The organism is Acidovorax sp. GW101-3H11 (genome assembly GCF_001633105.1).
In the GTDB taxonomy this organism is placed as follows: domain Bacteria; phylum Pseudomonadota; class Gammaproteobacteria; order Burkholderiales; family Burkholderiaceae_C; genus Acidovorax.
On record NZ_LUKZ01000028.1, the window covers coordinates 21599 to 45665 of the forward strand.

Annotated in this window: 19 protein-coding genes and 1 pseudogene; 9 read left to right on the top strand and 11 right to left on the bottom strand. The window is 66.1% G+C overall.

What is annotated here, in order from left to right:
- Nucleotides 1-36 precede the first annotated feature (36 nt).
- The 3 genes from hyi to A1D30_RS19985 all read left to right on the top strand — a co-directional run bounded on the left by hyi (nt 37) and on the right by A1D30_RS19985 (nt 2202).
- Entirely contained in the window at nt 37-816 is a 780-nt protein-coding gene (gene hyi / locus A1D30_RS19975) for a hydroxypyruvate isomerase (RefSeq protein ID WP_063462480.1), read from the top strand.
- 50 nt (nt 817-866) lie between these two features.
- The gene (gene glxR / locus A1D30_RS19980; protein ID WP_063462547.1) at nt 867-1781 is read left to right on the top strand and encodes a 2-hydroxy-3-oxopropionate reductase; all 915 of its coding nucleotides are present in this window, start codon (nt 867-869) and stop codon (nt 1779-1781) included.
- A 73-nt stretch (nt 1782-1854) separates the two neighbouring features.
- Nucleotides 1855-2202: a hypothetical protein gene (locus A1D30_RS19985; RefSeq protein WP_131798496.1), complete on the top strand. Its 348-nt coding sequence runs from the start codon at nt 1855-1857 to the stop codon at nt 2200-2202.
- Between the two features lie 154 nt (nt 2203-2356).
- Here the strand turns inward: A1D30_RS19985 and ggt are convergent, their stop codons facing one another.
- A complete protein-coding gene (gene ggt, locus A1D30_RS19990) occupies nt 2357-4141 on the bottom strand; it encodes a gamma-glutamyltransferase (protein ID WP_063462482.1) in 1785 nt (594 codons plus the stop codon).
- Nucleotides 4142-4344: 203 nt separating this feature from the next.
- Nucleotides 4345-5052: pseudogene (locus A1D30_RS19995) on the bottom strand (GNAT family protein); the annotation flags it as partial.
- A 139-nt stretch (nt 5053-5191) separates the two neighbouring features.
- Here A1D30_RS19995 and A1D30_RS20000 point away from each other — a divergent pair.
- Nucleotides 5192-6688 (top strand): PLP-dependent aminotransferase family protein, encoded by a 1497-nt coding sequence (locus tag A1D30_RS20000; protein ID WP_063462484.1) that lies wholly within the window; start codon nt 5192-5194, stop codon nt 6686-6688.
- A gap of 13 nt (nt 6689-6701) precedes the next feature.
- On the opposite strand, the gene A1D30_RS20005 is transcribed toward A1D30_RS20000, so the two are convergent.
- From A1D30_RS20005 to A1D30_RS20020, 4 genes are read right to left on the bottom strand one after another with little or no spacing between them, the layout of a single operon-like run.
- Entirely contained in the window at nt 6702-7937 is a 1236-nt protein-coding gene (locus tag A1D30_RS20005) for an ArgE/DapE family deacylase (RefSeq protein WP_063462485.1), read from the bottom strand.
- A complete protein-coding gene (gene uraD, locus A1D30_RS20010; protein WP_063462486.1) occupies nt 7934-9712 on the bottom strand; it encodes a 2-oxo-4-hydroxy-4-carboxy-5-ureidoimidazoline decarboxylase in 1779 nt (592 codons plus the stop codon). Before uraD ends, A1D30_RS20005 begins: the two co-directional genes overlap by 4 nt.
- 3 nt (nt 9713-9715) lie before the next feature.
- Nucleotides 9716-10675, bottom strand: coding sequence for an allantoinase PuuE (puuE, locus tag A1D30_RS20015; protein ID WP_063462487.1), 960 nt, complete (start codon nt 10673-10675; stop codon nt 9716-9718).
- A gap of 21 nt (nt 10676-10696) precedes the next feature.
- On the bottom strand, nt 10697-11365 hold the full coding sequence (locus tag A1D30_RS20020; protein ID WP_063462488.1) for a GntR family transcriptional regulator: 669 nt from the start codon (nt 11363-11365) through the stop codon (nt 10697-10699).
- A 108-nt stretch (nt 11366-11473) separates the two neighbouring features.
- On the opposite strand from A1D30_RS20020, the gene uraH reads away from it, so the two are divergent.
- Nucleotides 11474-11824: a hydroxyisourate hydrolase gene (gene uraH / locus A1D30_RS20025; protein WP_063462489.1), complete on the top strand. Its 351-nt coding sequence runs from the start codon at nt 11474-11476 to the stop codon at nt 11822-11824.
- Nucleotides 11825-11850: 26 nt separating this feature from the next.
- Here the strand turns inward: uraH and A1D30_RS20030 are convergent, their stop codons facing one another.
- Complete coding sequence (locus tag A1D30_RS20030; protein ID WP_082836547.1) at nt 11851-12396, bottom strand: hypothetical protein; 546 nt, start codon at nt 12394-12396, stop codon at nt 11851-11853.
- Nucleotides 12397-12457: 61 nt separating this feature from the next.
- On the opposite strand from A1D30_RS20030, the gene xdhC reads away from it, so the two are divergent.
- Together xdhC and A1D30_RS20040 are read left to right on the top strand one after the other, a co-directional pair.
- A complete protein-coding gene (gene xdhC / locus A1D30_RS20035; protein ID WP_199866020.1) occupies nt 12458-13276 on the top strand; it encodes a xanthine dehydrogenase accessory protein XdhC in 819 nt (272 codons plus the stop codon).
- 265 nt (nt 13277-13541) lie between these two features.
- Nucleotides 13542-14804: a urate hydroxylase PuuD gene (locus tag A1D30_RS20040; protein WP_063462490.1), complete on the top strand. Its 1263-nt coding sequence runs from the start codon at nt 13542-13544 to the stop codon at nt 14802-14804.
- Nucleotides 14805-15029: 225 nt separating this feature from the next.
- Here the strand turns inward: A1D30_RS20040 and A1D30_RS25620 are convergent, their stop codons facing one another.
- The 4 genes from A1D30_RS25620 to A1D30_RS20055 form a co-directional block, all read right to left on the bottom strand.
- Entirely contained in the window at nt 15030-15392 is a 363-nt protein-coding gene (locus A1D30_RS25620; protein WP_131798497.1) for a hypothetical protein, read from the bottom strand.
- A 61-nt stretch (nt 15393-15453) separates the two neighbouring features.
- Nucleotides 15454-16137, bottom strand: a complete 684-nt coding sequence (locus tag A1D30_RS25625; protein WP_131798498.1) for a hypothetical protein — start codon at nt 16135-16137, stop codon at nt 15454-15456.
- A 491-nt stretch (nt 16138-16628) separates the two neighbouring features.
- Nucleotides 16629-18506, bottom strand: coding sequence for a phosphodiesterase (locus tag A1D30_RS20050; protein ID WP_063462492.1), 1878 nt, complete (start codon nt 18504-18506; stop codon nt 16629-16631).
- Nucleotides 18507-18659: 153 nt separating this feature from the next.
- Nucleotides 18660-19709, bottom strand: coding sequence for a porin (locus tag A1D30_RS20055; RefSeq protein WP_063462493.1), 1050 nt, complete (start codon nt 19707-19709; stop codon nt 18660-18662).
- A gap of 313 nt (nt 19710-20022) precedes the next feature.
- Here A1D30_RS20055 and A1D30_RS20060 point away from each other — a divergent pair, with 313 nt between their 5' ends.
- On the top strand, nt 20023-20646 hold the full coding sequence (locus A1D30_RS20060; protein ID WP_063462494.1) for a Crp/Fnr family transcriptional regulator: 624 nt from the start codon (nt 20023-20025) through the stop codon (nt 20644-20646).
- 266 nt (nt 20647-20912) lie between these two features.
- Nucleotides 20913-23039 carry a diguanylate cyclase gene (locus A1D30_RS20065; protein ID WP_063462495.1) on the top strand — a complete coding sequence of 709 codons (2127 nt, stop codon included), beginning with the start codon at nt 20913-20915 and terminating at the stop codon, nt 23037-23039.
- The last annotated feature ends 1028 nt before the right edge of the window (nt 23040-24067 follow it).

Consider the following 24067-nt stretch of genomic DNA (forward strand, 5'->3'; position numbering starts at 1 on the left):
TCCCTTGTTTTGATTCCTTGCCACCGGAGACTTTTCATGCCCCGTTTTGCTGCCAACCTCAGCATGCTGTTCACCGAGGTTCCTTTTCTCGACCGCTTTGAGCGCGCCGCGCGCACCGGCTTTGAGGCCGTGGAGTTCCTTTTCCCTTACGAATTTCCCGCAGAAGAAATCCGCGCGCGCATCGACAAACACCAGTTGCAGATCGTGCTGCACAACCTGCCCGCAGGCGACTGGGCCGCTGGCGAGCGCGGCATTGCCTGCGACCCGGCACGCATCGTGGAGTTTCGCGCCGGTGTGGCCCTGGCCATCACCTACGCCCAGGCACTGGGCGTGCCGCAGCTCAACTGCCTGGCGGGCAAGGCACCGGCAGGGGTGGATGCGGCGGTGCTGCGCCGCACCCTGGTCGATAACCTGCGCTTCGCGGCCACGGAGTTGAGGGCGGCCGGGCTGCGCCTGCTGATCGAGCCCATCAACCCCTTTGATATCCCGGGCTTCTACCTGACTCGCACGGACCAGGCGCTGGACATCCTGGACGAAGTGGATGCCAGCAATGCCTTTGTGCAATACGACATCTACCACGCGCAGCGCACCGAAGGCGAAATCGCGGCCACGCTGCAAAAGCACCTGCCACGCATCGGCCACGTGCAGCTGGCCGACAACCCCGGCCGCAACGAACCGGGCACGGGCGAGATCAACTACCGCTACCTGTTCGCGCACCTGGACCGCATCGGCTACGACGGCTGGGTGGGCTGTGAGTACCGGCCTGCACGCACAACCGAGATCGGCCTGGGGTGGCGCACGGCGCTGACCGCATGAGCCAGGACCCACGGATCGACGAATCACCACCACACAAGGAGAACAAGAACATGACCGACACCCCCCTCAAACTCGGTTTCATCGGCCTGGGCATCATGGGCGCGCCCATGTGCGGCCACCTCATCGCTGCGGGCCACCAGCTGTACGTGCACACCCGGGGCCGCGTGGCGCCGCAGATTGCACAGAGCAGCGCCACGCAATGCACCACCGCGCGTGGTGTGGCCGAGCGGGCCGACATCGTTTTTCTGATGCTGCCCGACACGCCCGATGTGGAGAAGGTGCTGTTCGGCGCCGACGGCGTAGCTCAAGGCTTGAAAGGCAGCGTGGGCAAGGTGGTGGTGGACATGAGTTCCATCTCGCCCGTGGCCACCAAGGACTTCGCGGCACGCATCGAGGCTGTGGGCGCGCAGTACCTGGACGCCCCCGTCTCGGGCGGCGAGCTGGGCGCGAAGAACGCCACGCTGTCCATCATGGTCGGTGGCCCCGAGGCAGTGTTCGAGCGCATCAGGCCCTTGTTCGAGCGCCTGGGCAAGAACATCACCCTGGTGGGTGGCAACGGCGACGGCCAGACCGCCAAGGTGGCCAACCAGATCATTGTGGCGCTCAACATCGAGGCCGTGGCCGAGGCGCTGCTGTTTGCCGCCCGCGCGGGCGCCGACCCGGCCCGTGTGCGCCAGGCGCTGCTGGGCGGTTTCGCTTCGTCCAAGATCCTGGAGGTGCATGCCGAGCGCATGATCAAGCGCACCTTCGACCCGGGCTTTCGCATCGGGCTGCACCAGAAGGACTTGAACCTCGCGCTGTCGAGTGCGCGGGCGCTGGGCGTGCCGCTGCCCAACACGGCGATGGCGCAGGAATTGTTCAATGCCTGCGTGGCCCATGGCGGGCAGGGCTGGGACCACTCGGCGATGGTGCGGGCGCTGGAGAAGATGGCGAATTTTGAGATGGGGCAAGCCGCAGCGGCTTGATTGATCGGGGCCTCGTGCCCACGGGCGGTGTGGCTTAAAGTCTGCGCAGTTCCAGACCACCCACATACCGTCGATGAAGCACGACTGCCCCTACTGCGGAGCCGCCCTTGGGTGGCGACTGGTGACATCCAAGCCACTCCCCGGCGAGCGAAAGATATTGCCTCAGCGCGCAGTGCCGGTGTGCCCGGCGTGCAAGGGGGCGCTGGCCACCAACATCCATTGGTCGGAAGGTGTGCTGGGTTGCGCTGCGGCGCTGCTGGCCTTTCTGGTGCAGCAGTTGCTATCCAGGGCCGTACAGCCAGGTGCAGGGTTTTTTGCGCTCACGGGCGCGGTGGTGACCACCATGGTCGCGCTGATGGTTTTTTTCCATTTCCACTACTGGCGGCACTGGCAAAGGTACAAGCCCTACGTGTCCCCGTAACTTTGCCGTGCGCCAAGCGGGGCAAAAGGGGATGCTTGGCAGGGCCAGAGGCACCAAAAAAATCCCGCACACCTTTCGGTGAGCGGGGTTTCTGATTCAAATTGGCAGCTATCGCGCGTGCATCAAGCGCTAGTAGCTATCAATTAGATAGCAATCAATATCCCAGCGTCTTCCCATCCGGGTTGCGCGGGTCTGAGTAGCCATACAGCGCGCCTCCCCGGATCTGGATGGTCTGCGTGCGGCCCATCGAGGGCTTCACGGCGATGTTGTGGCCGCGTTGCTTGAGCAGGGCCAGGGTGTCGGGCGAGAGGCCCTTTTCCACGCGCAGTTCGTCGGGCGTCCACTGGTGGTGCACGCGGGGTGCAGCAGCGGCTTCGGCGGGGTTCATGCCGAAGTCGATGGTGTTGACCACTGTCTGCAGCACCGTGGTGATGATGCGCGCGCCGCCAGGGCTGCCGGTCACCAGGGTGGGCTTGCCGTCCTTCAGGACCAGGGTGGGCGTCATGGACGACAGGGGGCGCTTCTTGGCTGCGACCGCGTTGGCGTCGCCGCCGACCAGGCCGTAGGCGTTGGCCACGCCGGGCTTGGCCGAGAAGTCGTCCATCTCGTTGTTGAGCAGGATGCCCGTGCCCTTGGCGACGATGCCGCTGCCGAAGTTGGTGTTCAGCGTGTACGTCACGGCCACGGCGTTGCCCGCCTTGTCCACCACCGAGTAGTGGGTGGTCTGGTCGCTTTCATACGGCTGGGGCTGGCCGGGCTTGATCTCCTTGGCCGGGCGTGCACGGTTGGCGTCGATGCCCTTGGCCAGCGACTCGGCATAGCGCTTGGAGGTCAGGCCCTTCAGGGGAATCTTCACGAAGTCTGGGTCGCCCAGGTATTCGGAGCGGTCGGCGTAGGCCAGCTTGCTGCTCTCGGCCATGTAGTGGATGGTCTGCGCGCTGTTGGGACCCCACTGGGCCAGGGGCAGGGGCTCCAGCATGTTCAGGATCTGCACCAGGTGCGGGCCGCCAGAGGAGGGTGGCGGCATGGTCACGATCTCATAGCCCCGGTAGGTGCCGCGTGTGGGCACACGCTCGGCCACCTTGTATTCGCGCAGGTCTTGCAGGCTGATGGCGCCCGCGTGCGGGGCCATCTCGGCGGCGATCTTCTGGGCGATTTCGCCTTCGTAGAACGCCTTGGCGCCCTGCTGGCCGATCAGGCGCATGGACTGGGCCAGGTCTTTCTGCACCAGCGGGTCGCCCACCTTCAGGGGCTCGCCGTTCTTCCAGAAGATGGCCTGGGTGGCGGGCCAGTTGCCCATGTTTTTCTTCTCTTGTTGCAGGATCTTGGCGAGTGTCTCGCTGACCGGGAAACCCTTGTCGGCCAGTTCGATGGCGGGGGCAATCACACGCGACAGGGGCAGGGTGCCCCAGGTCTTGAGTGCATGCTCCATGCCCGCCACGGTGCCGGGCACGCCCACGGCGTAGTGGGTGTAGAGCGACTTGCCGTCCACCACATTGCCCTTGGCGTCCAGGTACATGTCGCGTGTGGCCTTCGATGGAGCCACTTCGCGGAAGTCGAGCGCCACGCTCTTGCCGGTCTTGGCATCGTGCACCACCATGAACCCGCCACCACCCAGGTTGCCTGCATTGGGCAGGGCCACGGCCAGCGCAAAGCCAATGCCCACGGCCGCGTCCACCGCGTTGCCACCGGCCTTGAGGATGTCCAGGCCGATCTGCGAGGCCAGTTCCTGCTCGGTGGCGACCATGCCATTGCGTGCCACCACGGGGTGGAACACGTCCATGCTGAAGTCGTAGGCCGCGCTGGCGGCCTGGGCGGCTGCCGTCTGCTGCACGGCGGGTGCGGGCGCGGCTGCCGTGGTGGGGGCGCTGCCGCAGGCCGTGAGGCTGGCCAGGGCCAGCGCCAGGCTGGAGGCCAGCAGCGTGTGTCGGATGTTCATGGAAGCTGCTCCTTGGTTTTTTTGCTTCAGGGAAATGGAAGGGGATGCGGCCCCACAAAAGGGGCCGCAGCAAGTGTAGGGGGCGCCTGCCTCTCTGTGGGCGGCGGTGATGCCGTAGCGTACGCAGCCCATGCGCGTGTGTCATTGCTGCGCGGCGTCGCGGCGTGCACTGGCCCGGGCACACGCCCTGTTCAACGTCGCAGGGATTCGCGCACCTGCGTCAGCGAGCGCCGCTGGCGCCCCTGGGCGTCCTGGTTGTCATCCGACAGCCAGGCCTCGAAGGCCTGCCGGAGCAGCGGCCATTCGGTGTCGATGACCGAGAACCAGGCGGTGTCGCGGTTGCGGCCCTTGTAGACCACGGCCTGGCGGAAGATGCCCTCGAACTGGAAACCCAGGCGCGCGGCGGTGCGCCGCGAAGGGGCGTTGAGGCTGTCGCACTTCCACTCGTAGCGGCGGTAGCCCAGCGTGTCGAACACGTAGGCCATGAGCAGGAACTGCGCCTCGGTGGACGCGGGGGTCTGCTGCAGCAGGGGCGAGAGCATCACGTTGCCCACCTCAATCACGCCGTGGGTGGGATCGATGCGCATCAGCGCCAGCGTGCCCACGGCCTTGCCGGTGGTCCGGTCCACCACGGCGAAGTGGCGCGGGTCGGTGCTCTGCGCGGCGCCTTGGGCGTAGCGCAGGTAGTCCTGCGGCGTATCGAACGGGCCGGTGAACATGTAGGTCCAGGCGCGCGGGTCCGGCGCGAGCCGGTAGGCGGCATCCAGGTCAGCCGCGTGGCGTTCGGCCTGCAGGGGCTCCAGCAGGCAGTGGCGGCCCGCCAGGGTCACGCCGGTGGGTTGGGGGCGGGGCGTCCAGCCGGGCACGGGGGCGCCGATGGGCTGGGCCAAATCGTTGATCGAGGTGGACATGGGTGGTGCAGTCGAAGCGGAAAAAAGAGAAATGGAGTGTGTGACTTTAGGGATCTTGTGGATCATCAAAAAGATCCACTGGAGCACAATCTGATGGTGCCACTGTGTTTGCCAACCAGTGGCTTTTTACAGGCACCCCATGACCTCACTTACCCCTGTCACCGACTCCGTCCGCCATGTCCTGCTGGAAGCCCCGCTGGTGCGGGGGCGGCAGGGCGATTCGCTGCAGCGCCAGCTCCTGGGCCGCATCCGCGACGCCATCCTGGATGGTCGCTTCCCCTCGGGCTGCCGCTTGCCCGGGTCGCGGGACCTGGCGGCGGACCTGGGGGTGTCGCGCAACAGCGTGACGGCGGTGTACGAGCAGCTGGGGGCTGAGGGCTACATCGAGCTGAACCGCCGGGGCACCAAGGTGGCCGCGCTGGACCGCAGCCGCGCCCGGGGCCGTGCGGACGCAGCCCGCGTGGTGCCGCCGCGCCTGTCCGAACGCAGCGCGCAGGTGGTCAGCCGCTTTGCCGATGCGGCCGACACCCTGGCGTTCAAACCCGGTGTGCCTGCGCTGGCGCGGTTTCCGGTGAGTGCATGGAAGAGCTGTTTTGACCGCGCGTTCAAGACGGCGGGCGTGGCGGCCCTGGGCTATGGCCACCCCGCAGGCGAGGCAGCCTTGCGCAGCGCCATCCTGCGGCACTTGGCGGTGGCGCGGGGCGTGCGCTGCGACATCGGTCAAGTGGTCATTACCGAAGGCGCGCAGGAGGCCCTGAACCTGTGCGTGCGGCTGGCAACCAACCCGGGCGACACCGCCTGGCTGGAAGACCCGGGCTACCGGGGCGCACACACGGCGTTCCGGTGTGGGGACCTGCGGGTGGAGCCCGTGCGGGTCGATGATGCAGGCTTGCTGGTGCCCGCCCAGGCCTGGGCGGCAATGCCACCCCGGCTCATCTACACCACGCCGTCCCACCAGTACCCCACGGGCGCCGTGCTGCCGGTGGCGCGCAGGCTGGCGCTGATCCGCCAGGCCCAGGCCTGCGGCGCCTGGATTATTGAGGACGACTACGACAGCGAATTCCGCCACGCGGGCGAGCTGATCGGCGCCATGCAGGGCCTGGTGCCTGAAGCGCCGGTGATGTACGTGGGCACGTTCAGCAAGACGCTGTTCCCGTCGTTGCGGCTCGGCTTTGTGGTGCTGCCGCAGGCGCTGGTGGCCGTGGCCGCGCCCCTGCTCAAGGAGTCGCTGCGCGGCGGGCACCGCCACGAGCAGCTGGCGCTGGCAGAGTTCATCGAGAGCGGGCAGTTCAGCCGGCACCTGGGGCGCATGCGGCGCCTGTACCGCAGCCGACAGGCGCTGCTGCGCGATGCATTGGCGCAGCACCTGGCCGTGCCCCACACGGTGCTGGGGGGCGACAGCGGCATGCACCTCACGGTGCGCCTGCCGCCCGCATACCCCGACCAGGCCATTGCCGAGGCGGCCCGCGCCTACGACATGGCGCCCGCGCCGCTGTCACGCTTTGCCCTGCGCGCACAGCCCGAAGACAACGGCCTGGTGCTGGGCTACGGCAACACGTCAGAGTCGCAGTACCCGGCCCTGGTGCAGCGGCTTGCGCGGCTGGCGAAGGCGCAGCGGGCACACCGCAGCGCCTGAGCACGAAACCGCGTCAGGCGAGCAGGTCGCTGAGCGAGCGCGCAATCACCTTGGTGGCGCGGCGCAGGTCTTCCAGCTGCAGGCGCTCGTCGGCACGTTTGGCGTGCGACTCAAGCACGGTGCGCGGGCCCGCGCCGTAGATCACGCCGGGAATACCGCGCTCCACATACAGGCGCACGTCGGTGTACAGCGGCGTGCCCACGGCGGGCACGGGCTCACCGATCACGGCCTGCGCGTGTGTCTGGATGGCATCGACCAGGGGCTGGTTGCCCGCCAGCGGCGTCATTGCGTTGGCCAGCAGCAGGCGCTTGATCTCCACGCGAATACCGTCGCGCTCGCCCGCTGCCTGCTCAATGATGCGGCGGATGGCGGCTTCGACCTCCACCGGGTTCTCTTCGGGGATCATGCGGCGGTCGAGCTTGAACATCACCTTGCCCGGCACAACGTTGGTGTTGGTGCCGCCTTCGATGCGGCCGACGTTCAGGTACGGGTGCTTGATGCCCGCCACGTTGGACGTGACCTTCTTGTACTCATCGTTCTGCGCATACAGCGCGTTCAGGATGTGCACCGCGCCCTGCAGCGCGTCCACGCCCGTGTGGGGCACGGCGGCGTGGGCCATCTTGCCGTGCACAGTCACTTCCATCTGCAGGCAGCCGTTGTGGGCGGTGACCACTTCGTAGCTGAAGCCGGCGGCGATCATCAGGTCGGGTTGGGTCAGCCCCTTTTGCAGCAGCCAGCCGGGGCCGAGTTCGCCGCCGAATTCCTCGTCGTAGGTGAAGTGCAGCTCCACCGCGCCCCGGGCGGGCTTGGCGACGGCTTCCAGCGCGCGCACGGCGAAGGTGAAGCTCGCAAAGTCGCTTTTGCTCACGGCAGTGGCGCGGCCATACATGGCGCCACCCTCAATCTCGGCGCCGTAGGGGTCGTGTGTCCAGCCTTCGCCGGGCGGCACCACATCACCGTGGGCGTTCAGGGCAATGGTCTTGCCGCCGTTGCCGTAGGGTCTGCGCACGATGAGGTTGGTGATGGATTCCATGCCGTAGGCCAACACGTCGGCGGCGGGCACGGCATGTTTCTCGGCCTCGTAGCCAAATTCCTTCAGCAGCTCGGCCGTGCGTTCGGCGTGGGGGGCGTTGTTGCCGGGTGGCGTGTCGGTGGGCACGCGCACCAGGGCCTGCAAAAAGCGCACTTCCTCGTCAAAGTGCTGGTCGATCCAGGCGTCCAGCGCGGCGTAGTGGTTAGGGGTGGTCATGGTTGTTGTTCCTCTGCAAGTTGGCGCAGCACCTGGGTGAAGGCGTCCACGGCCAGCTGCATGTCGTTGTTGGTGGTGGATTCGAGCGGGTTGTGGCTGATGCCCGAGTTCAGCCCGCGCACAAAGAGCATGGCCTGGGGCATGATTTCGTGGAGCTTCATCGCGTCGTGTCCCGCGCCGCTGGGCATGCGGAACACGGGCACACCCAGGGCGTCCACGGCGCGCTCCCAGTGGTGCTGCCAGGCGGGCGCGCTGGGCGCAGCCGCGGCGCGCATGGATTCCTCCAGCGTGTAGCGCAGGCCGCGCCGGGCGGCAATTTTTGCAAGCTGCTCCTTCACGTCGCTCACCAATGCATTGCGCTGCGCATCGGTGGGCGCGCGCAGGTCCAGGCTGAATTGGCAGCGGCCGGGTACCACGTTGATGGAGCCTGCAGGCACCTGCAGCTGGCCGATGGTGCCGACCGAGTCGCCGTCCTGCGCGGCACGCTGCTCCACATACAGCGCCAGCTCTGCCACGGCCACGGCTGCGTCGCGGCGGCGGTCCATGGGGGTGGTGCCCGCGTGGCTGGCGGTGCCGATCATCTCGCACAGAAACCGCACGCTGCCGTTGATGGAGGTGACCACGCCCAGGGGCAGGTCCAGCTCGTTGAGCACGGGGCCCTGCTCGATGTGCACCTCGATGAAGCCCAGGTACTGCGCCGGGTCGCGCTGCAGCTTCGGGATGTCATCGATGCACAGGCCCGCATGCTGCATGGCCGCGCGCATGGTCACTCCGTCCACGTCCTTCTGGTCAAGCCAAGCGGGGTTGAAATCGCCAATGAGCGCGCCCGAGCCGAGGAAGGTGGCCTTGTAGCGCTGGCCTTCTTCTTCGGCAAAGCCCACCACCTCGATGCCGAAGGGCAGGCGCCTGCCAGCGCGGTGCAGCTCGCGCACACAGGCCATGGGCACAAAAATGCCCAAGCGGCCGTCGTACTTGCCGCCGTTGCGCACAGTGTCGTAGTGGCTGCCGGTCATGAGGTAACGCGCGCCTTCCGTGGCGGGGTGGTAGCGCCCCACCACGTTGCCCACGGCGTCGATCTCCACCTCGTCAAAGCCGCAGTCGCGCATCCAGTGGCTGATGCGCTGGGCGCAGGCGCGGTGCGCGTCGGTCAGATACGTGACGGTGAGCTGGCCTTTTTCGGCGAAACCGGGGTCGGAGTGTTCGGCGAGCTTTTCCTGCCAGTCCCACACGTCGTTGCCCAGCACGGGCTCGGTGGCGAACTTGTCGTTCAGGCGGATCTCGGCGATGCGGTAGATGTTGCGCAATGCCTCGGCCAGCTCGAACTCGGGGTGGTTGTCCAGGCGCCGGGCAAAGGTGTCGATGATCGCCTGCTTGGGCAGGCCCGTGCCGCGCGGCCCGCGCACCGCCAGGATGAACGGGAAGCCGAAGCGTTCGTTGTAGGCCGCGTTGAGCTGCTGGATGCGCTCGAACTCCTCGGGCGTGCACTGCGTGAGGCCCGCTTTGCTCTGCTCGTTGGTGGACTCGGCCGTGAGATTCTTGGCCACCATGGCCTTGCCCGCCAGTTCGGGGTGGGCGCGGATCAGCGCGAGCTGCGCGTCCTGCCCCGCCGTGCGCACGACCTGGGCCAGTGCGTGCTGCAGGTGGGCCTGCGAGCGGAAGGGGCGCTGCGCCAGCGCGCGCTCTGCAATCCAGGGCGAGTGTTCGTACAGGCCGTCCAGCAGCTGCAGGGCCTCGGCGGGGCTGGCGGCGTTGAGTTGTTCCAGGGTCAGGGCCATGGGTCAGCCTGCTTTCTGTGAAGGGTAGGGGTGCGCCTGTTTCCAGTGGCGCGCGATGTCGATGCGGCGGCACACCCACACGTCGCTGTGCTGCTGGATGTGGTCCAGAAAACGCTGCAGCGCCGTGATGCGGCCAGGGCGGCCCAGCAGGCGGCAGTGCATGCCGATGCTCATCATCTTGGGCGCGTTGTCGCCTGCCGGGTCGCCTTCGGCATAGAGTGCGTCGAAGGTGTCCTTCATGTACTGGAAGAACGGGTCGGCGTGCGAGTAGCCCTGGGGCAGCGCAAAGCGCATGTCGTTGCAGTCGAGTGTGTAGGGCACGATGAGCTGGGGCACGGTGGCTCCATTGCTTTTTTTCACGTCCATCCAGAACGGAAGGTCGTCGCCGTAGTAGTCGCTGTCGTACTCAAAGCCGCCGAAGTCGGCCACCAGTCGGTGGGTGTTGGGGCTGTCGCGGCCGGTGTACCAGCCCAAGGCTCTTTCTCCGGTCATGCGCTCGATGATGGCCATGGCCTCGGCCATGTGCGCGCCCTCGACGTCTTCGGGGATATGTTGGTAGTGAATCCACTTGAGGCCATGGCAGGCGATCTCGTGGCCCAGTTCCACAAAAGCCTGGGTCAGGTCAGGGTGGCGTTGCAGCGCGCTCGACACGCCGAACACCGTGAGCGGCAGCTGGCGCTTTTCAAACTCGCGCAGGATGCGCCAGACGCCAGCCCGCGAGCCGTATTCGTAGATACCCTCCATGCTCATGTGCCGCTCTGGGTAGCTGGCGGGGTTGAACATTTCCGACAGGAACTGTTCGCTGCCCGCATCGCCGTGCAGCACGGCGTTCTCGCCGCCTTCTTCGTAATTCAGCACAAACTGCACGGCAATGCGCGCACCCCCCGGCCACTGCGCGTGGGGCGGGGTCTTGCCGTAGCCGATGAGGTCGCGGGGGTAATGCTGGGTGGAGTCGTAGATCATGGGCGTCAGGGGTTCAAAGGGTCACGGCATCAGCGCGGCGGCCAGGTCGCTGGCCGGGCGTTTGCGGTCAAACGTCAGGCTGGCTTCCACATGTTCGAGGTGCGACTGCATGAGGGAGACGGCCAGCGCCTCGTCGCGTGCGGCCAGGGCGGCCACGATGTCGCCATGCTCCTCGTGGGAGTGTTCGGCGGCGCTGGCCGACTGGTACATCAACGTGATCAGCGCGCAGCGCGAGATCAGGTCGCCCAGCATTTGTGCCAGCACCTCGTTGCCCATGAGTTCGGCCATGCGCACATGGAAGTCGCCCAGCAACTCGGTGCGGCTGCTCGCGTCGGCCGTGCCCATGGCGGCCTTCTCGCTGGCCACATGGGCGCGCAGGGCCTTGATCTTGGCGGGGGTCACCGTTTGCACAAAGGCGCGCGTCATCTCGGTTTCGAGCATGCGGCGCACCGCAAATACTTGCCGGGCCTCTTCGACGGAAGGCGTGGAGACAAAAGCGCCACGCGCGGGCTCCAGCGTGACGAGGCGGTTTTGCGCGAGCTGGAACAGCGCCTGGCGCACCAGCGTGCGCGACACGCCGAAGTGGTCGGCCAGTTTCTGCTCGGCCAATTTGGTGCCTGGCTGCAGGCGGTGCTCCACGATGGCGCGGGTCAGCGCCTCGACAATCGCACTGGTGGATGAAGATTCCATGGTGGCATGATACGTTGGATGGCGAAAAGTGTATACACTTTTGGTCTACACGCTGCGATCTGGCAATCCTCGCCGATCGGCCGTGGTCCCCACTTCAGGAGATTCCCTATGGGATTGAGCACCCACGTTCTCGACACCATGAACGGCTGCCCCGCCGCCGGCATGGAGGTCGCCCTGTATGCCACCGACGGCGACAACGCCACCCTCATCAAACGTCTGGTGCTAAACCACGACGGCCGCACCGATGCACCGCTGTTTGACAACACCAGCCTGCGCACCGGCACCTACCGGCTGCGTTTTGATGTGGCGGGCTACTTCAAGGCCCGGGGCGTGCAGTTGCCCGAACCCAACTTTTTGAACCAGGTGAGCCTGGATTTCGGCATTGCGCATGCCGACCAGCACTACCACGTGCCCCTGCTGGTGAGCCCGTGGAGCTATTCGACCTACCGAGGTTCGTAGGCATTGCGGCCGCTCAGGGGATACCCCTAAAGCTGGCCTTCCGTGAGGGTATCCAGCTGAAAGTGCCCGCCCTTGTCCCACAGCCAGGTGTCGGTGTAGGTGACCTTGCCCATGCGCGTGGGCGCAGGGAAGGGCGCCGCAGCGCGCACGGTGCGCTCGATTTCGGCCACCACCTCGGGCGCGTGGCGCGGGGCGCGCATCCAGTGCAGGCGGGTGACCTTGCCGCTGCGGTCAATGTCCACCTGCAGCACGCCAATGGCGTACAACTGGGCGGGCAGCTTGCCTTTGAAGATGCGTTCGCGGTTCAGCCCATAAAGGTGCGTGGCCGCATCCTGCCGGTAGGCTTGGGGCGTGGCGGCGGCCGAGGGGCGTGCCGACCCGGCGGCAGCGGGCACCGGGCCCTTCACGCCACCGGGCTCTGCGCTGGTGGACGGCACGCTGTCAGGAGGCGCCGGGGCGGGTTCTGGCGGCGATTTGCAGGCCGATACCAGGGCGGCACCAAGGGCCATGATGCCTGCCAGCAGCCAGTGGCTGCGCGGGCCGGGGGAGCGGTGGGGGGGCGTGTCGGGCATGGTGTGGGTGTGGCAGGGGCCACCAGCGGTGCCAGTGGCCAGGGGCGTTAACGACAAAGGAATGGCGGTGACAAATTTGCGTTTGCTGTTGGACGGTTTGACCGCCGGGCCAGCATGCCTGGTAACCGTAGAGTCTACCCAAGGGTCGGTGCCCCGCGAGGCCGGGGCCTGGATGGCCGTGTTTGCCGACCGCCTGGTGGGCACCATCGGCGGGGGGCACCTGGAGCTGCAGGCCATTGCAGAAGCGCGCCTGCGGCTGGCAGGCACGGCGGCCAGCAACCCAGCGCCCGTGCGGTACGCGCTGGGCCCTGCGCTCGGCCAATGCTGTGGCGGCGTGGTGCACCTGGGCTTTGTGCTGCTCACGGCGGCCGATGCCCCGGGCCTGGGCGCTCGCCTGGTGCCCCGCCACCACCCCGTGGCGCTGTTTGGCGGCGGCCATGTGGGCCACGCGCTGGCCCGTGTGCTGGCGCCGCTGCCGTTTGCGCTGACGTGGATCGACAGCCGCGACGGCATCTTCCCCGAGCCGCCGCCCGACGGCGCAGTCTGCGAGCATTCCGACCCGGTGCAGGGGGCCGTGCCGGGCCTGGCGCCGGGCAGCCGCGTGCTGATCATGAGCTTCAGCCATGCCGAGGACCTGGATGTGGTGGCCGCCTGCCTGCAGCGCCAGCGGCAGCATCGGGACCTGCCCTTCATCGGGCTGATCGGCAGCCAGACCAAATGGGCCACCTTTGGCAGCCGCCTGCGCAGCCGGGGGTTCAGCCAGGACGAGCTGACCCAGGTGACCTGCCCCATCGGCATCCCCGGCATCGGGGGCAAGGAGCCCGAGGTGATCGCCGTGGCTGTGGCGGCGCAGCTGCTGCTCAGCCTGAAGTCAGCCTGAGGGACGATGGCTGGAACGATTCATGCACCTGCCGTCACAACAGCTTGAATGCGGGTAATTCCCGCCCCGCAGGCACCAGACTGGGGCTGGAAGCGGGAACAATTTCTGCATACACTTTGATTCACCGGTCGCAGCGGTGCCCAGCAGATTCTCTCTGCCCAGGTGCGCGACCCCCTTCTTCTGCTCAGAGCGCCCGCAGTGGTGAGCAGGTTGTACAAGCGGCATGCGCGGCACATTCGCCCGCACGCCGCCAAGGTTGAGAACTATGGAAAGCTACCTTCTCGACTGGGCCAACCTGCTCTTGCGCTGGGTCCACGTCATCACCGCCATCGCCTGGATTGGCTCGTCGTTCTACTTCGTCTTCCTCGACAGCAGCCTCACGCCGCCCGAGGACGACGACCTCAAGAAGCAGGGTGTGAGTGGCGAACTCTGGGCCGTGCACGGCGGCGGCTTCTACCACCCCGTCAAGTTCGCTGTATCGCCGCCCAAGCTGCCCGGGCACCTGCACTGGTTCTTCTGGGAGAGCTACAGCACCTGGATCAGCGGGTTTGCGCTGTTCACGGTGTCCTACCTGTTTAGCGCCAGCACCTACCTCATCGACAAGTCGCGCATGGACTGGGCGCCTGCCACAGCCATCGTCGTGGCGCTGGCGTTCTTCGTCGTGTTCTGGCTGCTGTACGACGCGATCTGCCGCATCTTTGGCCAGAGGAAAAACGGCGACGCCATTGTGGGCGCGCTGGTGCTGGTGCTGGTGTGCATTGCCTCGTGGCTGGCCTGCCACTGGTTTGCGGGCCGCGCGGCCTTCTTGCTGGTGGGCGCGATGATTGCCACGGCCATGAGCGCCAACGTGTTCTTCTGGATCATCCCCGGCCAGCGCACCGTCATCGCCCAGATCAAGGCGGGCGAGCCGGTGGACCCGATCCACGGCAAACGTGGCAAGCAGCGCAGCGTGCACAACACCTACTTCACGCTGCCCGTGCTGTTTGCCATGCTCAGCAACCACTACAGCTTTACCTGGAGCCACCCGCAGAACTGGCTGGTGCTGATCCTGATGATGTTCGCGGGCGCGGCCATCCGCCAGTTCTTTGTGATGCGCCACGGCTACAAGCTGGGCCGCAACGGCAACCCGCTGCCCTATGCGCTGGTGGGCGTGGTGGTGATTGTGGGCGCCATCGCCTGGATGCGCCCGGCACCCGTCGCGGCCGTGGCCACACCCATGCCTGCACCTGGTGTTGCTCCTGTTTCAGGAGCTGCTGGGGCAAGCGCAGCGGGCGCAGGCAGCCAAATTGACTTCAAATCGGTGCAGGCCGTGCTGGCGCAGCGCTGCTATATGTGCCACGGCGAGCAGGTGCAGATGAAAAACATGCGGCTCGATTCCCCCGCGCTGGTCCAGCAACATGCCCAGGCCGTCTACCAGCAGGTGGTGGTGCAAAAGCTCATGCCCATGAACAACGCCACGGGCATGACGGATGCGGAGCGCGCGCTGGTCAAGCGCTGGTTCGAGGCAGGGGCGCCTACGGGGCCTTGAGGGTTGCAGAGCGTGGCGGCAGGATTCGGTCAGGAGCTGCGGTGTAGTCAGCGGAGGCAGGCGCTCAACATAGAAGTAACCGGCGCCGAAGAGCGGATCGCCGTGTAGCGGCAGTCCGCTCCTCGGTGTCCGTGTTGACTGATATGTTCGACTGCATTGCTCAATCGGCGACGACGCCCACTGCCCGCTGAGCTAGACAACCGCCCTCCAAGCGGTTTCCATAATTTAGTCCAAAAAGAACGCGCTATGAGAGCCAAGAGTCACCGTCACAGAGGAGATATCCGTTCCACAGCAAGCCAGATAAGGATGATTTTCCTCAAGGTCGGCCAACTCAAAAACAACTCGATCATCTACAACACGCCACCAGCTCTGAGCGCGCAACACGTAGAGGACTTTCCCGCGAGAGTGAATCAGCACGAATTTGGGTTGCTCTTCATCTGCCCATTGCAAGAGTTCCGAGACTCCCTCCCACGCTTGGTAAGCGCAGTGATTACGCACTGGAGTGGGTAGCCCGTCTGGATACAGCACAGCATGGTTAGGGATTGAGATAGAGCAATTTGCGATCACGCAACGTTCGTCGATCTGCACGGGCAATAGCGACCTGAGATCTTGATCGCGTTGAGCATCGTGAGGTGGGCAAGCCATGCTCTTACGGCTTCCGACGGGTAGCTTCGATTTCACGCTCCATTCTTTTCATTCTTACGCAGAGCTTGACGTATTCAGCTGCTCCCCCCATGCGGTTTGCCGTGACGAAGTCGTTGTGAGCCTCCTTCTTACATTGGCTCTCATCACCCCCGGCGAACATGAACAAGCCGGCTACTACAACGAAGGCGGCACCACCGCCCATTACCCATATCAGCCGACCACCGACCCATGGAGTAGTCAAGGGTGCTGCACTAGGGGCAACAATAGCCGTTGCTTGAGGCAGAGGGGCCGCTCCGTTCGTATGTGCATCAAACGATGTAGCACTCACAGGCGCAGTCGCTGGAGCGAACGCAGGCGGAGGCATGTCTGGCACAGTCCAATTTCCTTGCACAACGGCCTCGATCAACTCTTTGGTGCGGGCTTTTCCCGACTCCCATATGTCGATGTTGTTGGGAAAGTCGCATTCAAAGTCGACCTGGATCATATTGGCCGCGACTGTTTTGAAGGTTACCGAGATGTCGAAAGAGTTCAGATAGAAGCGCCCCTTTCCTTGCAGCACGCCACTACTGGCGTTCACTGCAATGACCTTCCAACCCTTCTCTGAAATTGCCGACTTAACTCGATCAACGACAGCGGCGTACGACGCATAGGTCGTGACAGATAACTCTCCAACTTGGCTGAATTCCATCAATCGTCTCTCGTTACAGATCGTGAATTCGAGTCTAGCCTTGGTTGGGAGCCCAAGCAACTCGCTGCAGTCGAACGTGATGTATCCCGAAAATCGTGCGAAATAAGCCGGATTGTTCGGGATATTCTGGACACGGATTCCTCCTGGAAGTGGCTTGCAGTTTGGGATTGCGGTCGATGCGCTGTGGAGGTGTCCATGTATAGAAATTCCGAGAAACCCGGCACGCCTTAGCCGAAAAACTATAGTCTGCGAAGTTGAAAAGCCGGGTGACCGCGACTCCAATTTGAGCCGCGCACAGAATCAATGACCTGATGGGGGCGGGCGCTCACAGTCGCGCCTGGGGCTGAGGCTGACTGGCCCACCGCGTGAATCGTCCAGTCCCTATGGCTGACTGAAGCCATGTTGCGGGGAAAGGGTCTCTGCGTCATTCGCAGGTTCATTGCGGTTGTTCGCCTCACGAGCCCATCCACCTCCGCTGCTCCCTCCAGTCCTCAAGCCGCCAGCACATCCTGCAGCACCCGCGTGGCCGCCAGTGCGCCCAGGCTGGATTCGGTGAAGCCGCCGTGCAGAACCACGCCGGTGGCGGCGAGCTTGGCCTCATGTTTGGCCACGGCGGCCAGGTTGGCCACCTCTTCGGCGTGCCGGAAGCGCCCGGGCGTGATGCGCACGGCACCGATGGCCAAGGTGGTGCACGGAAAGAACCGCCGCACGCCATGCCGGTCTTCTGCGTGGATGCCGCCTGCCTGCCGGGCGCCGTCGTCGAACAGCGTGACGGCCTCGCGTGCAAACTCGTCCACGATGTTCTTGCAGCGCTGCAGCCAGTTGCTGCTCTGAAAGATCAGCATGAAATCGTCCCCGCCCACATGGCCCACAAAGTCGCGGCGCGCGTCGCAGTGGGCCGTGGCCAGGCGCGCCACCAGGCGGATCATCTGGTCGCCACGCCAGTAGCCGTAGTGGTCGTTGAAGGGCTTGAAGTTGTTCAGGTCGGCGTAGCAGGCCACAAACTCGGTGCCACTTTCCAGCAGGCGCTGCATGTGCAGGCTGATGGGGATGTTGCCGGGCAGAAAGGTCAGCGGGTTGGCGTGCCGCGCGGCCTCGATGCGGGTTTCGGTCACGGCGCGCACCAGCTGGTCGCCCGTGCCCAGGCCCAGGTAGCGGCCGTTGTCGGTCACGATGTAGCCGTCGCTCAGGTAGCGCTGGTCCTGCGAGGTGAGGATGCCCACCAGCTGGTCCACGTCGCAGTCCAGCTCCACCACACGCGGCGCCTGGTTGGCAAAGGCCAGGCAGGACTTGCGGCCATGCACCTCGCGGAAGTACAGCGTGGCGTAGTGGTTCATGAACTGCTGGCGGTTGATGAGCGCCACGGGGCGTGTGCCGTCCACCACGGCCAGCGCGTGCAGGTCTGTGTGCTGGTGGAAGATCACGGCCACCGCATCGTTGCTGGTGGCGGGCGATGCGGTGGGCGCCTGCACCACCAGCAGGCTGCGCAGGATGCCCGGGCGCGCGGTCTGGCCCAGGTGCGGCAGCACGGCCACGCGGCGGTCCTGCATCACCTCCAGCGCCGCGCCCTCCACCGCGTTGCGTGGCTCGCGCGCCGGGCGGCCCAGCAGCCAGCCCTGGCCGTAGGGGATGTCCAGGTCGCGCAGCGCGCGCAGGTCGTCGCGGGTCTCGATGCCCTCGGCAATCAGCTTGGTGCCAAACACGTCGGCAATGCCCTTGATGGCCTGCAGCATCTGCAGGTTCTCGGGGTGGTCGCTGATGTCGTGGATGAAGTACTTGTCGATCTTCACGAAGTCGGGCTTGACCTCGGACCACAGCCGCAGGCTGGAGCGGCCGTCGCCAAAATCGTCGAGCGCCACGCGCGCGCCGCAGGCGTGCACGGCCTTGATGGCCTGGCGCAGCACGGGCATGTCGCTCACGCGCTCGTGTTCGGTGATCTCCAGCACCAGCATGCGGGCGCTCAGGCCAAAGCTGCGCACGGTCTCGCCCAGCATCTCGGCGCCCACCAGCGCCACGCCGTGCACCAGCGCATCGGCGCTGATGTTGACGAACAGGCGCCCCGGCGCTTCGTGCTGGCCCCATTGGGCGAGTGCGGTGAACACGCACAGCAGCTCGAAGTCCTGCAGGATGCCCTCCTGCCGCGCCAGACTCAGCAGCACGTCGGGGGTGTGGAGGGGGGAGTCCTGGGGGCCCCGGATCAGGGCCTCATGGGCATGGATGTTGCCCTCGCGCAGATCGGCCAGGGGCTGGAAGACGCAGTGCAGCCCACCCCCCTGCATGAGCCGGGCCAGTGGGCCGGTGCCATGGCGAGCAGCGGGCGACAGCAGCGCCATCATCGCCTCCAGCCGACTCCATTGGGTGTTCTGCATCGCGTTGTGGGTCCCTGAGCAAGGACGCAAAGATACCCAGTCGCCGTGACAGTTTGGTTACAGAATCATGAATGCTACTTTTTTGATAGCTGGTACGGCATGTCTGTAGCGCGGAGCGGGCCTTTTTTGTTCACAAAGGCCCGCTCAAGAGCCTCAGAAGCGGTGGCGAACGCCCACGCCCACGCTGCTGCCCTTGGCCTGGCTGGTGATGCGGTCGGCCATGGCCATCACGTAGAGGTCGGTGCGTTTGGACAGGAAATGGTCGTAGCCTACGGTGAAGGTCTTGCGCGAGATATCGGTGGCGCTCAGCGTGGTCTGTGCCCACGATGCCAGCACCTTGCCGGTGGCGCCCACGGGCACCGACACGCCCAGTTGCGTGGTCTTGGCCTTGTTGGTGGTGTTGTCGGCCTTGGCCTGGCCATAGCTGGCAAAGGCCTTGACCACCGTGAAGTCGTAGGCGCCGCCCAGCATCCAGTCGGTCTTGGTGGTGCCCAGGTAGGTGCTGGGCACGGCGGGGTTGCTCATCTGGTCGCGCTCATAAAAGCCGGTGAGCGTGATGGGGCCGTTGAAGTACAGCGCGTTGATGCCCACGTTCTTCTTGCTGCTGTCGCCCGCGATCTCGCCAAACTGGTAATGCAGGTTGGCCGAGAGCCCGCCAAAGTTGGGCGTGCTGTAGATGATCTCGTTGGCCCAGCCTGTGTCCGACGGCGTGGTGGAACCCCAGCCGGTGCCGTTGAACAGCGGCACGTTCATGTGCAGGATTACGGGCGCGAAGGTGAACGAATCCCCCAGCGGGTTCGACACGATGGAGGGCAAAAAGTTGGGCGCCATGCCCCGGCCCACGGTGACGTTGCCGAAGCCACCCGACAGGCCCACGTTGGCATCGCGCGAGAAGAAGGTGTCGTTGGCGAAGCGGCCCTGCACGCCACTGTCCACCTTGATGAAGGAGGTGAGTGCGAAGTTGGCCTTGAGCCCGCCGCCCAGGTCCTCCGTGCCCTTGACGCCGAACCACGACGTGGTCATGCCACCGCTGCCCACCACTGCGCTGCGACCCGCGTCACCGGCGTTTTTCATGGAGCCCACATACACATCGGTCAGCCCCATCAGCTGGACCGAGCTTTGGGCCTGGGCCCCGATGGTGCACAACAGCAGTGCGCCGCCCAGCGAAAGAGACAGGGGCAGTGCGGACAGGTTTTTTTTCATGGATTTTCCTGGAGGTGAAATGCCGGATGCCCGGCGTTGGGAAGGGGTGCTTGCAGCCCGGTGTGCACCGTGGTGCAGCGGCGGGCCCGCACGCAGGAATTCGCAATTTCCGTGCCTCTGCTGACACAGGTTCTTACAGCTGCACATCCCATCGCAGTGCAGGCAGGGCCGGGTGCAGGCACGCGGCGATAGCAGGTCCGCACGCAGCTTTCTTGTGTTTTTGCGCAAACCCTTGCAGGACGCGGCTTGCGACGTGGTTTGGCTTTGATCTTGCTCAATGCCCCGGGCGCGGCGACGCGGCAAAGTGGCTTCCATGCTGCCCTCTACCCTTTTCTCCCTGCCCGCTGACACCGAGGTGATCGCCCCCGGCGAAGTGCTGCGCAGGCGCAATGAGGTCCTCACCTCCGTGTTGCACCTGGAAAGCGGCCGCGTGCTGCGCGGCGTGCTGGATGACGGCTTTCTGCGTCACCAGCTGGGCGCGGTGGAAGGGCCGTTCTGGCTCGATGCCGCATCGGCCCTGATGGGCCTGCCCTTCCCGGTGGACATGGTGGCTGACACGCGCCTGCAGGTGCGGCGCCTGCCCATTGAAGAGTTCCGCCGGAGCCTGGCCGCCATGACACCGGGTGCGCGCGGCCTGCTGCTGGACATGGCCCAGGGCTACCGGCAGCAGTCCGAACTGGCGGTAAGCCGCCTCGCGCAGGACGCGGAGTCGCGCTGTGCCCAATGGCTGCTCAAGCATGCCGAACCCGACCCCACGGGCGCCATGCAGGTCACGCTGCACCAGCGCAAGCGCCTGATTGCTGCGCAACTGGGCATTGCCCCCGAGACCTTCTCGCGCGTGCTGCGCCATTTGCGGGAGCTGGGGCTCATCCATGGCACCGGCAACGTGCTGAACCTGCCCCAGCCCCGGGCATTGCAGTCGATGGCGGGGTGTTAGGCATCACCCCCTGAGTCGCCTTCGGCGCCTTCCCCCTCTCCTGGGGGATGGGGACGCCAGCCGTGGCCTGGCGAAGCCAGCTCCACGGTGGCACTGGCTTGGGCTGCGCCAGTGCCGGGCTCAGGGTTTTTCCTTGCGTTTTTCCAAGGGTTCCACCCAAGCCCCCGGCCCCGGGGGCTGCGTATATTTGTTGGGACATGTCTGCTGTGACCCGTCCCCATGCCTAACCTTCCGCGTGCCTGCGACGTTCCTGTGCCGGGGTGCCCATGACGGCCCCTGCGCCATCGGCTGCGCCCGACGACGCTTCCGGCTGGCTGGTGCCGGGCACGCTGGTGCTGCGGCTCATGCTGGTGGCGGCGCTGGCTGTGGCCTTGTCGGGGGCGGTGGCAGCCTGGCTGGTCACCCGCGCATCGGGGCAAGAGGCCGTGCGCCGGGTGGTCAACCAGCAGACCGATGAGGTCGAAGTCGTGGCCCGCCTGCTGGCCAGCAAGATCGAACAAAGCCAGAAGGTGCTGCGCACCGTGGCCGCAGGCATCACGCCCGGCATGCTCGAATCCCCCTCGTCGCTCGAATGGCTGCTGCAGCAGGGCCTGCCCGCCGTGCAGTTCTTCGACACCATGCAGGTGGCCCGCGACAACGGCGAGCTGCGCCTGAACCTGCGCGCCGGGCAACAGCAAAAAGCCTCTGAGCTGGACCCGGCCGAGCGCGACGCCCTGCGCCGCACCCTGGTGGACGGCAAGCCGCTGGTGTCTGAGCTGATCACCGGGCGCGGTGGCGAGCCGCGTGTGATGTTCACCATGCCACTGCATCGCGAAGACGGCACCGTGCTGGGCGTGGTGGCCGGGGCCTTGCGCCTGCAGTCGCAAAGCCTGCTGCCCCCGTCCATGACGCTGCCCGCGCGCGAAGACTCGCAGCTCATCGTGTTCACACGCGACGGCACCATCCTCTCGCACTCCGACTCGTCCCGCATCCTGGGCCAGGTGCGCGACGAAGCCGGGCTGGCGCCCGTGTACACCCGCTGGCTGACCCAGGCCCAGCCCGTGGTGGGCCGGGGCATGAGCCATGTGCAGCCCGACCACATCGTGAGCATGGCGGGCATGCCCCTGCCGCAGTGGATCGTGGCGCGGGTCAGCACCTCGCAGGCATTGCTGGCGCCCTTGCGCGGCGCCCAGCGCGAAGCCTGGTGGCTGGCCGTGGCCAGCATGCTGCTGTGCATGCTGCTGGCCGTGGCCCTGATGGGCTGGATGGCGCAGCCCCTGGCGCAGCTCACCCACAAGGCGCGCCAGCTGCTCAAGACCAGCACCCGGCACCAGCAGCCCCCGGCCGACCAGGACTGGCCCCGCGCGGGCGGCGAGGTGGGCGAGCTGGTACGCGTGTTCCAGGGCCTGGTGCACCAGGGCCAGCAGCAACAGCAGCGCAAGGACACGCTCGATGGCCAGTTCCAGGCCGTGCTCGACAGCGCCTCGGTGGGCATCATCATCTCGCGTCACGGCATGCTGGACGTGGTGGGCCGCCAGGCCTGCGTGATGCTGGGCTACACCGCGCAGGAGCTGCAGGGCCGCCCCGCACGCACCGTGTACGCCAGCGACGCCGACTATGCCCAGGTGGGCGAGCGCGTGCGCTCCGAAATGGCCGCGCATGGCGCGTTCGACGGCGACATCTGCTTCATGCGCAAGGACGGCACGCCCGTGTGGGCCCGTGTGCAGGGGCGCGGCGTGCGGCCCGACGAGATGCATGGCGGCACCGTGTGGATCCTGGAAGACATCACCGCCGCCCGCGAAGCCCAGGTGCAGCACGCCTGGGAGCGCACGCACGATGCCCTGACCCAGCTCTACAACCGCGCTGCTTTCGACGAGCGTCTGGGCTTGCTGATGGCCGAGCGCTCCACGCGCCAGCGCAGCACCGCAGAGGATGAGGACGGCAATGAGCCGCAGGGCGACGGGGTGGTGCTGTTCCTCGATCTGGACCATTTCACCGTGGTCAACGACATTGCGGGCCACGACGCGGGTGACGATGTGCTGCGCCATGTGGCCCGCCTGCTGGCATCGCAGGTGCGCCAGATCGGCTGGGCGGCGCGCCTGGGGGGTGATGAGTTTGCGGTGGTGCTGCCCGGCTGCGCCCTGGCACGCGGCCAGGCGGTGGCCGAGCAGCTGCGCGTGGCGGTGCACGCCTGGGAGCCGTCGTACCAGGGGCGCAGTTTTACGCTGGGGGTGAGCATCGGGCTGGTGGTGCTGGATGCGAGCCTGCAGGATGTGCCGTCGGTGCTGTATGCGGCGGACATGGCTTGTTATGACGCCAAGCGGGCGGGGCGCAACCGGGTGGAGACGCGGCATGCGAGCCAGGCGACGGTGTCGGCTTCGGCGTCGGGGCGGATGGCGTTGGGGCCGGTTTGAGGGTTTTTGGGGTGCTGGCGCCTACTGGGTTTGCCTTGGTGGCTATTGTTTTTGTAGTGAATCATTCCTGCCTGTTTGGGCTGCGTTTGTCGTCGCTCGGGCGCTGCTTCCCTACCCGTTCGGGCTGAGCTTGTCGAAGCCTTGGCGCTACCTCGGAACCGATCGGGCTGAGGTTTTCGAAGCTGGAGCGTGTTGGTTTGAAAGGCGTGCTTGGGTTGAGTGCGGAGGCCGGGAGTCGCCCGGCGCGCGAGTAACTTTCTTTCGCGTCGCCGAAAGAAAGTCACCAAAGAAAGGGCGATCCCCAGTCTGCGTCCCCTGCGCTGCGCTCCGGGGCAAACCTGCGTCGGGGCGGTTGCGGGGTGCGCCGTGGAACTCGCTTTGCTGCTACGCAGCGCCGCTCGGACAACCACGGCGAGTCAGAGCACGAAGCACGCGCGCTCCGACGCGCGTGCCACCCCACAMCCGCCCCGCCGCAGGCGCAGCCAGCAGGGGGTGGGGAGCCGAACAGCCGAAAACCCAAACAGCCAAACAGCCAAACAGCCAAACAGCCAAACAGCCAAACAGCCAAACAGCCAAACAGCCAAACAGCCACTCGGGCCTTTGCTTCGCTCGGCCCCCTCTCGCGGGCGCAAGCGCCACGCGCTGCGCAGGCTGGGCCGAGCGCAGCGATGGCCCGTGTGGATGTCCGATTCGCGGGTTCCCTTCTGTATGCGCCTGGGGCGCGCAGGGCGCGGGGTGGCATGCGCGTCGGAGCGCGCATGCTTCGTGAACTGACTCACCGCAGTTGTTCGAGCGGAGCGCCGCAGGCGCGCAGCGAGTTCTGCGGTGCACCCCGTGACCGAGCACCCCAGGTTGCCCCGCAGCGAAGCGAAGGGGTCGCAGACAGCAGGGTCGCCCTTTCTTTGGTGACTTTCTTTCGGCGAGACGAAAGAAAGTTACTGCGCCGCCGGGCGCACACCCCGGCCTCAGCCCTGAACCCAGGCACGCCTTTCAAACCAGCACGCCAAGGCTTCGACAAGCTCAGCCCG

What these genes read in the sequence shown, in the direction of transcription:
- hyi (WP_063462480.1), top strand. Translation starts at nt 37, where the DNA reads ATGCCCCGTTTTGCTGCCAACCTCAGCATGCTGTTCACCGAGGTTCCT.
- glxR (WP_063462547.1), top strand. Translation starts at nt 867, where the DNA reads ATGACCGACACCCCCCTCAAACTCGGTTTCATCGGCCTGGGCATCATG.
- A1D30_RS19985 (WP_131798496.1), top strand. Translation starts at nt 1,855, where the DNA reads ATGAAGCACGACTGCCCCTACTGCGGAGCCGCCCTTGGGTGGCGACTG.
- ggt (WP_063462482.1), bottom strand. Translation starts at nt 4,141, where the DNA reads ATGAACATCCGACACACGCTGCTGGCCTCCAGCCTGGCGCTGGCCCTG.
- A1D30_RS20000 (WP_063462484.1), top strand. Translation starts at nt 5,192, where the DNA reads ATGACCTCACTTACCCCTGTCACCGACTCCGTCCGCCATGTCCTGCTG.
- A1D30_RS20005 (WP_063462485.1), bottom strand. Translation starts at nt 7,937, where the DNA reads ATGACCACCCCTAACCACTACGCCGCGCTGGACGCCTGGATCGACCAG.
- uraD (WP_063462486.1), bottom strand. Translation starts at nt 9,712, where the DNA reads ATGGCCCTGACCCTGGAACAACTCAACGCCGCCAGCCCCGCCGAGGCC.
- puuE (WP_063462487.1), bottom strand. Translation starts at nt 10,675, where the DNA reads ATGATCTACGACTCCACCCAGCATTACCCCCGCGACCTCATCGGCTAC.
- A1D30_RS20020 (WP_063462488.1), bottom strand. Translation starts at nt 11,365, where the DNA reads ATGGAATCTTCATCCACCAGTGCGATTGTCGAGGCGCTGACCCGCGCC.
- uraH (WP_063462489.1), top strand. Translation starts at nt 11,474, where the DNA reads ATGGGATTGAGCACCCACGTTCTCGACACCATGAACGGCTGCCCCGCC.
- A1D30_RS20030 (WP_082836547.1), bottom strand. Translation starts at nt 12,396, where the DNA reads ATGCCCGACACGCCCCCCCACCGCTCCCCCGGCCCGCGCAGCCACTGG.
- xdhC (WP_199866020.1), top strand. Translation starts at nt 12,458, where the DNA reads ATGGCGGTGACAAATTTGCGTTTGCTGTTGGACGGTTTGACCGCCGGG.
- A1D30_RS20040 (WP_063462490.1), top strand. Translation starts at nt 13,542, where the DNA reads ATGGAAAGCTACCTTCTCGACTGGGCCAACCTGCTCTTGCGCTGGGTC.
- A1D30_RS25625 (WP_131798498.1), bottom strand. Translation starts at nt 16,137, where the DNA reads ATGGAATTCAGCCAAGTTGGAGAGTTATCTGTCACGACCTATGCGTCG.
- A1D30_RS20050 (WP_063462492.1), bottom strand. Translation starts at nt 18,506, where the DNA reads ATGCAGAACACCCAATGGAGTCGGCTGGAGGCGATGATGGCGCTGCTG.
- A1D30_RS20055 (WP_063462493.1), bottom strand. Translation starts at nt 19,709, where the DNA reads ATGAAAAAAAACCTGTCCGCACTGCCCCTGTCTCTTTCGCTGGGCGGC.
- A1D30_RS20060 (WP_063462494.1), top strand. Translation starts at nt 20,023, where the DNA reads ATGCTGCCCTCTACCCTTTTCTCCCTGCCCGCTGACACCGAGGTGATC.
- A1D30_RS20065 (WP_063462495.1), top strand. Translation starts at nt 20,913, where the DNA reads ATGACGGCCCCTGCGCCATCGGCTGCGCCCGACGACGCTTCCGGCTGG.